The sequence below is a fragment of the Desulfosarcina sp. genome (genome assembly GCF_046496365.1).
GTDB lineage: Bacteria > Desulfobacterota > Desulfobacteria > Desulfobacterales > Desulfosarcinaceae > Desulfosarcina.
In genome coordinates this window covers 1-6,673 of record NZ_JAWOHB010000211.1, presented here as the reverse complement: position 1 = coordinate 6,673, position 6,673 = coordinate 1, and the positions used below count along the sequence as shown (strand labels likewise).

At 55.7% G+C, this 6,673-nt stretch carries 6 protein-coding genes, 1 tRNA gene and 1 riboswitch; of the genes, 2 read left to right on the top strand and 5 right to left on the bottom strand.

Annotated features, from left to right (window positions below):
• Positions 1–321: 321 nt before the first annotated feature.
• The 5 genes from gspF to R6V78_RS20490 all read right to left on the bottom strand — a co-directional run bounded on the left by gspF (position 322) and on the right by R6V78_RS20490 (position 5,601).
• Complete coding sequence (gene gspF, locus R6V78_RS20510) at positions 322–1,548, bottom strand: type II secretion system inner membrane protein GspF (RefSeq protein ID WP_410291258.1); 1,227 nt, start codon at positions 1,546–1,548, stop codon at positions 322–324.
• A 14-nt stretch (positions 1,549–1,562) separates the two neighbouring features.
• Complete coding sequence (rsmB, locus tag R6V78_RS20505; RefSeq protein ID WP_410291257.1) at positions 1,563–2,972, bottom strand: 16S rRNA (cytosine(967)-C(5))-methyltransferase RsmB; 1,410 nt, start codon at positions 2,970–2,972, stop codon at positions 1,563–1,565.
• A gap of 6 nt (positions 2,973–2,978) precedes the next feature.
• On the bottom strand, positions 2,979–3,920 hold the full coding sequence (gene fmt, locus R6V78_RS20500) for a methionyl-tRNA formyltransferase (RefSeq protein WP_410291256.1): 942 nt from the start codon (positions 3,918–3,920) through the stop codon (positions 2,979–2,981).
• A complete protein-coding gene (gene def, locus R6V78_RS20495) occupies positions 3,917–4,426 on the bottom strand; it encodes a peptide deformylase (RefSeq protein WP_410291255.1) in 510 nt (169 codons plus the stop codon). The genes fmt and def overlap by 4 nt, the downstream gene beginning before the upstream one ends.
• Before the next feature lie 227 nt (positions 4,427–4,653).
• A complete protein-coding gene (locus R6V78_RS20490) occupies positions 4,654–5,601 on the bottom strand; it encodes a bifunctional riboflavin kinase/FAD synthetase (protein WP_410291254.1) in 948 nt (315 codons plus the stop codon).
• A gap of 105 nt (positions 5,602–5,706) precedes the next feature.
• Between R6V78_RS20490 and R6V78_RS20485 the strand changes: the two genes are divergently transcribed.
• Together R6V78_RS20485 and R6V78_RS20480 are read left to right on the top strand one after the other, a co-directional pair.
• Positions 5,707–5,793: transfer RNA gene (locus tag R6V78_RS20485), tRNA-Leu, on the top strand.
• A 427-nt stretch (positions 5,794–6,220) separates the two neighbouring features.
• Positions 6,221–6,336: riboswitch (cyclic di-GMP riboswitch) on the top strand.
• A 79-nt stretch (positions 6,337–6,415) separates the two neighbouring features.
• Positions 6,416–6,673: hypothetical protein (locus tag R6V78_RS20480; RefSeq protein ID WP_410291253.1), on the top strand; the 258-nt coding region annotated here is incomplete at its 3' end.

The window sequence follows — 6,673 nt, the reverse complement described above, 5'->3', positions numbered from 1 at the left end:
ACGAAGACCGTTGTCAAATCCGAAAAGGAAATGGCGCTCAGATCATGGCTAGCTTGCGCAATATTGCAATCTCCTTGCTTCGTATGGCCGGTGCACGCTATATCGCCCCCGCCCTGCGCGCTTGCACAAGACTTGGCCAACGCGTCTTACGCCTCATCGGTGTTCCCGATTAACTTTGACGGGACCCTGGGCTGAAAGCTCGGCACCGTCACCAATCCAAGGGTTAAGCACCGAAATAGGGTTGTTTTCATAAACTTTTCCCGGCTTTGACGGACGACAGGTTGAGCGCGCCACGCAATCAACCAACCCGACAACCTTTGCCTATCCCACCAGCTGGTTCATTTCGAAAATGGGCAGACAGATGGAAAGGACGATAAACAGCACCACCACGGCCATGACCAGGATCATCACCGGCTCCAGCATGGCCATCATGCTCATGATCGATGACTGGACCTCGTTTTCATATACGTCGGCGATTTTGTAAAGCATGGATTCCAACTCCCCGCTCTGCTCACCCACCTGAACCATCTGTACGGCCAGGTCGGGAAATACCGCGTCGGCCGCCAGCGACAAACCCAGCCCCTGGCCCTTTTCGACTTCATTGGACGCGCTTTCGATGAGTGCAGAGATCACGACATTGCCGGTGATGTTTTTGACGATCTCCAGGGCCGGCAGCATGGTCACGCCGTTTTCAAGCAGCGATGCGAGGGTCCTTGAAAAGCGGGCCACAGCGATTTTTTGCAGCAGGGGACCCATGATGGGCAAGGAGAGCATCAACCGATCGGTGGCCGCAAGCCCCCGCTCCGTTTTTCTGAACATTTTCAGGGCGACCAGAGCGGCGGCGGCCAGGATCACCAGCAGCCACCAGTAGCTTTTGAAAGCATCGCTGGCAGCAATGAGGAAACGGGTCGGGGTTGGCAGGACCTGATTCATCTCCGTGAAGATACCGGTGATGTTGGGAACAACGAAGGTCATCAGGAAAAACAGCACCAGCGTGCCGATGACCGTCATGAGGATGGGATAGGCCATGGCGGTCTGGATCCGGGACTTGAGCTCCTGCTGTTTTTCCATGATGTCCGCAAGGCGCTGAAGCACGATTTCCAGGGTCCCCGAGGTCTCACCGGCGCGCACCATGTTAATGTAGATTTGAGAGAAAACGGATGGGTAGAGCGTCAGGGAGGAGGCAAAGCTGTTGCCCTCGACAATGGAATCCTTGATGCGGGCCACCATCTTGGTGAAGCCTTGGATTTTGGTCTGGGAAACCAGCGTGGTCAGGGCGGTAACCAATGGAAATCCGGCCCCGGTCAAAGTTGCCAATTGGCGTGTCCATAGGCTGACCTGGGCCGGAGTGACACGGCTGAACAGGCCCTGAAAGGAGGTGCTGCGGCTCTCCTTGCTGCTTTTGCCTTCCGTAACCTCTTTCACGGTGACAGGAAAACTGCCCATGGTGCGGATTTTCTGCCGGGCGGTCTGGGCGCCGTCGGCATCGATGATTCCGGTGATGGTCTTTCCCTTGGCGTCCAGGGCCTGATACTCGTAAACGGGCATGGCGTTATATCCTGTCAGTATATGCGTCTAAGCCGCGCTGCGAAAAAACCATCCATGTGATGGATGTGGGGGGCGGTTCGCAGAAATCCGTCCTCCCCCAAAAAGGGACGCACGGCGTGCTCATTATTCGATTGACGGCCGAGTATAGCAAAGTTTGGATGGTTTTTCAAAAATGTCTTGATCACGGCTGCATTTTCTTCCGGCTCCATGCTGCAGACGGCAAACACCAGGACCCCATGCGCTTTGACCAGCGGAGCGAGATGGTCGAGAAAACGAACCTGCCGGCTGGCAAATCGGGAAATATCCCCTTGGCGGGACGACCATTTGGCGTCGGGATTGCGGCGCAGCACGCCCAGGCCGGAGCAGGGCGCATCCAGCAGGACACGGTCGAACCGGGGCAGGTCGTCGGCTGTGAACGGCCGGTTAAGGTCTGCCTGGCGGGTCCTGATGATGGTTGCCCCCAGACGGCGGGACTCTTTTTCCAGACGGATCAGTTTGGCAGGTATGCTGTCCATGGCGACAATGCTGCCCTGGTTCCGCATGATCTGGGCCAAATGGGTCGTCTTACCGCCCAGACCGGCGCAGGCATCCAGAACGACTTCTCCGGGCAGGGGTGCCAGCAGCAGGGATACCAGCTGGGCGCCGCCGTCCTGAACCGCAAAGCGGCCGTCCACAAAGGCCTGCATCTCCGAGACGGGGCAGCGGGGGTGGATCAGGTTGATTACGCCGGGGATGGCGTCATTGATGGCAATCTTCTCCGTCTGGGTCGTCAATGCAAAGGCCAGCTCGGCAGGACTGTTTTTCAACCCGTTGCAGCGCACCGTGATGGGTGGAATGGTGTTGACGGCATCACACAGTCGTTCGGTTTCGGCAAGGCCCATGCGGTCGATCCAGCGCGCGGCCAGCCAATGGGGAATGGATTTGGTGATGGCTACGTGGTCGATCGGTGAGTCAGCTGCATCGGGAAGACGAAACCGGTCCGGGTCGCGAAGCACATTTCTCAGCAGGGCGTTGACAAATCCGGCCGCTTTGGCGGCCTTTTGCGTTCGCGCCAGGTTTACCGACGTGTTCACGGCCGCCGAAGCCGGAATTCGGTCCATGAACTGGAGTTGAAACAAACCGAGGCGCAGGATGTTCAAGATCGGTGGGGCGATTTTCTTAATGGGTCGGTCGGCGTACGCGGCCACGACCGCGTCCAGACGAAGCCGCCAGCGCAGCACGCCGAAAACCAGCCCGTTGAACAGGCCGCGGTCAAGCCGGGAGAGACCCATGGTCATGGGTGCAAGGTCATCCAGAACGGCGTCCAGGGTTTCGCGGGAGATGTCCAAACGATCCAGCACATTAAGGGCACAGGTTCTGGGATCGGGAATGACCTGCGTGCGCTTTGTCCGCAAGGGTGTGTTTGGGCGTGTAGCTTTGGCCACGGCATCTCAGCCCAGACAGGTGCCGTCGGGCAGGCGGCAGCCGCACATAAAATCGTCGATGGTCAGGCGTTTGCCGGATTCACCTTGAATTTCCTGGACTGCCAGGGCCCATTTGCCGGTGGCCACCCGGAGTTCTCCGGGAAAGCATTCGAGGATGGTCCCCGGTGGCACGCTGATTTCCCGTTTCAGAACGCTGGCCTTGAAAATTTTCAGGCGCATGTCGTCGCTGAAGGTGTAGGCGCCGGGCCAGGGCGTCACGCCCCGGATCAGGCATTCGATCCGTTCGGCCGGCATGGACCAGTCGATCTCCCCGTCTGTCTTTTTCAGCATGGGGGCATAGGTCGCTTCGGGGTGGTTTTGGGGTGTGGGTTGGAGAGATCCGCTGTTCAGCTTTTCAAGGGTTTGAACCAGCAGGCGGGCGCCCATGACGCTGAGGCGGTCGTGAAGCCTGGCTGCGGTTTCAGCCGGCCCGATGACGGTTCTTTCCATCAGCAAAATGTCCCCGGTGTCCATCCCCTTGTCCATCATCATGGTGGTGACGCCGGATTCGCGGTCCCCATTGATGATGGCCCACTGGATGGGCGCGGCGCCGCGGTGCCGTGGCAGCAGTGATGCGTGGACGTTGATTGACCCCCTGACGGGAATGTTCAGCAGCGATTGGGGCAGGATCTGACCGAAAGCTACCACCACAAACAGGTCCGGGGCCAGTTGGGTCATGCACTGATGAAATTCGTCGGTTCGCACCGTTTCGGGTTGCAGAACCGGGTAGCCGCACTGCATCGCCGCTTGTTTTACCGGCGGCGGGGTTAGCTTGCGCCCCCTGCCTTTGGGTCGGTCGGGCTGGGTGACCACGGCCAGAACGGCGTGGCCGCTGTCATGTAGGGCCCGCAGCGACGGCACGGCAAAATCCGGTGTGCCCATGAATACGATTTTCAAGGGGCCGTTCACTGTTGCTTCAACTCCTTTTTCACGCGACGCTTGTATATCTGCCGCTTCAAGGCACTGATATGATCAATAAAAAGGGTGCCATTGAGGTGGTCGAGCTCGTGCTGAATGACGATGGCCAGCAGGCCGTCGGCTTCAAATCGCAGGGGGTTGCCATCCCGGTCCACCCCTTCCACAAGAATACGTTCGGATCGTTTGACGTCCGCCCGAAAGTCAGGCACGCTCAGGCAACCTTCGTTTTCCGAAATGATTTCGCCCTCGCTGGTGACGATCTTCGGATTGACGAGCACATGCAGGTCCTGCCCATTCTCACGGGGAGCGATGTCGTATACGATGAAGCTCTGCCCGATGCCCACCTGGGGGGCGGCCAGGCCTACACCGGGGGCCTGGTACATGGTTGCGGCCATGTTGTCGAAAAGGGTCTGCAAGGCCCCATCGATATTCTCCACGGGAGCGGTCTGCTTTTTCAGGAACTTGTCCGGATATGTGAGTATGTTTAACACCGTCACTGTGTTGAACCTCTTTAAATCGTTGAACCGCGATAGCGAGCGCATTCCCCGCGGCTTGCCGCGGGGAGCGTTCAAATCATCCAACCCTGTAAATTAAAGCATAATTTTTTGGTTTTCAAACGAAAAATAATCGGAGTGGACAAGCTTCACCGCGGATCAGACCAATGCGCTGAACCCGCCGCAAGTGGACCGTCATGCCCACGGTGCCATGATACAATTCGATCAGGTCAGATTTTAAAATGGGGAGCGAGGATCTCCCTGGCGTCGCCGATGTCCTGCTTGATCTGCTCCACCAGTTCGGCAATGCCGGAAAACTTCTTTTCGTCCCTCAACCGCTGCACGAAGTTGACCATGATCGTCTGGTTGTAAAGATCCTTTTTAAAGTCCAAAATGTGGACTTCCACTGTGAATACATGGTCGTCGAAAGTAGGGCTGTATCCGATATTGGCCACGCCGGAATAGCGCTGGCCGTCGTATTGGACGATCACGGCGTAGACGCCGACTTTGGGGCACAGTTCGTCTTGCAGATTGATGTTGGCGGTGGGTATGCCCAGCAGTTTGCCGCCGCGGTCCCGGCCGTGGGCCACGGTGCCGCGTATCTGGTAGTCCCGGCCCAGCATCTTGCCGGCTTTCTCCATCTGACCATCCATGACCAACTCCCTGATGGCCGTGCTGCTGATTCGATCATTGTCGACGGTGGACGACTGGATCCAGTCCGCCACGATTACCTCGAAGTCAAGTTCCTCTGCGTAGCGCTTGAGCAGTTTAACATTGCCCTCGCGCCGGTTGCCGAAGGTGTAATCCTGGCCGACGACGATGGCCTTCATCCCGATCCGTCTTACCAGGATATCCTCAACAAAGATGCGTGCCGACAGGGCGGCAAAGTCCATGGTGAAGGGAATGCAGATCAGCACGTCGATGCCGGCCTTTTCAATCAGTTCCGTTTTCTGCTCGTACAGCGTGATCAGGGGTGGGTGCCCGTTTCTGGTGATCACGCGAATGGGATGGGGTTCGAAGGTCATGGCGATGGCCGTACCGCCCAGGGCGTCGGCCCGTTCGAGCACCTCATGAAAAAGGGCCTGGTGGCCGATGTGCACACCGTCGAAATTACCAATGGTAATGACGGCAGACGGGAAAGGTTCTTTTATGGTTTCGATGTCTTGTATAATTTCCATGATCTTTCATTTAACCACAAAAATGAGCTTGACACGAAAATCAAAAGACTATAGTTAGTGCATCTTCAGTTTGAAATCAACCTTTTTGAATTCAGGCTGAAACGTGCCGAAGTGGCGGAATTGGTAGACGCGCTAGGTTCAGGGTCTAGTTGGGGTTCCCCAGTGGGAGTTCAAGTCTCCCCTTCGGCACCATCGAAAAACAAAGGGTTTACAGAGTTTTAATTCTGTAAACCCTTTTTTCATGCGGTTTTGTGCTGATATTTACTCTTATTTCCCCATTTGAAAAGGGTTGCCGATGATCATGGCAACCCTTTTTGATTTTGAAAAGCCGAAAATTATTAACACCTTGTTAACACATTGCACTTTCGAGTGTCAGATTGGACTATTTGGCTTGGCATGGATGAAGTGTAATCAAGAGATTCCAGCCAACGTTATTCTTGTAACTGCGGATGTTAAAAATTGGTATGTACGGTTGGTAATACGTTGGAGAAATCAACGGTTTTAACAAGGTGTTTTTTCGCAAGATACCCATTGCATACCAGCAACAGGCCAAAAACTAATTGATTGACATTACCCCCTATCCATTGCAAACATTAATTAATCCAATCATCAAAATACAATTTGCTAAAGCCAAACCCACCGTGAGGTGCGGACGGAAAACCACGGGTCTAATGATCTCGTTCCTTTGTTGATTTAGCTGGATTCGGGTTATTCATAGACAGCCGGGCTGCCGAGGGTGACATCGTCAAGGTCACTTTAGGGGCAGTTCGGCTTTTTTTTTGGGGTGGACACCGCAACCGGAGGAGGAGACGAGATGGCAGGCAATCGACAATGGAAAAGGCTGATTGGTCTATTGTTCATACTCTTGATCTGGGGAGCAACTGCGGTTCTGGCAGCCGTGCCGGCGGAGATTAATTACCAGGGCAGTATCGAGGATCTCAGCGGTCCGGTGGATGGCACCCTCACCATGACATTTCGCCTGTTCGATGCGGATGTGGCCGGCACCATTGTATGGGAGGAAGCCCAAAGCGTTTTGGTGAATCAGGGCATCTACAATGTCATCCTGGGCACG

Excerpts from the sequence above, each read along its gene's own strand:
- gspF (WP_410291258.1), bottom strand. The coding sequence starts at position 1,548 with ATGCCCGTTTACGAGTATCAGGCCCTGGACGCCAAGGGAAAGACCATC.
- R6V78_RS20490 (WP_410291254.1), bottom strand. The coding sequence starts at position 5,601 with ATGGAAATTATACAAGACATCGAAACCATAAAAGAACCTTTCCCGTCT.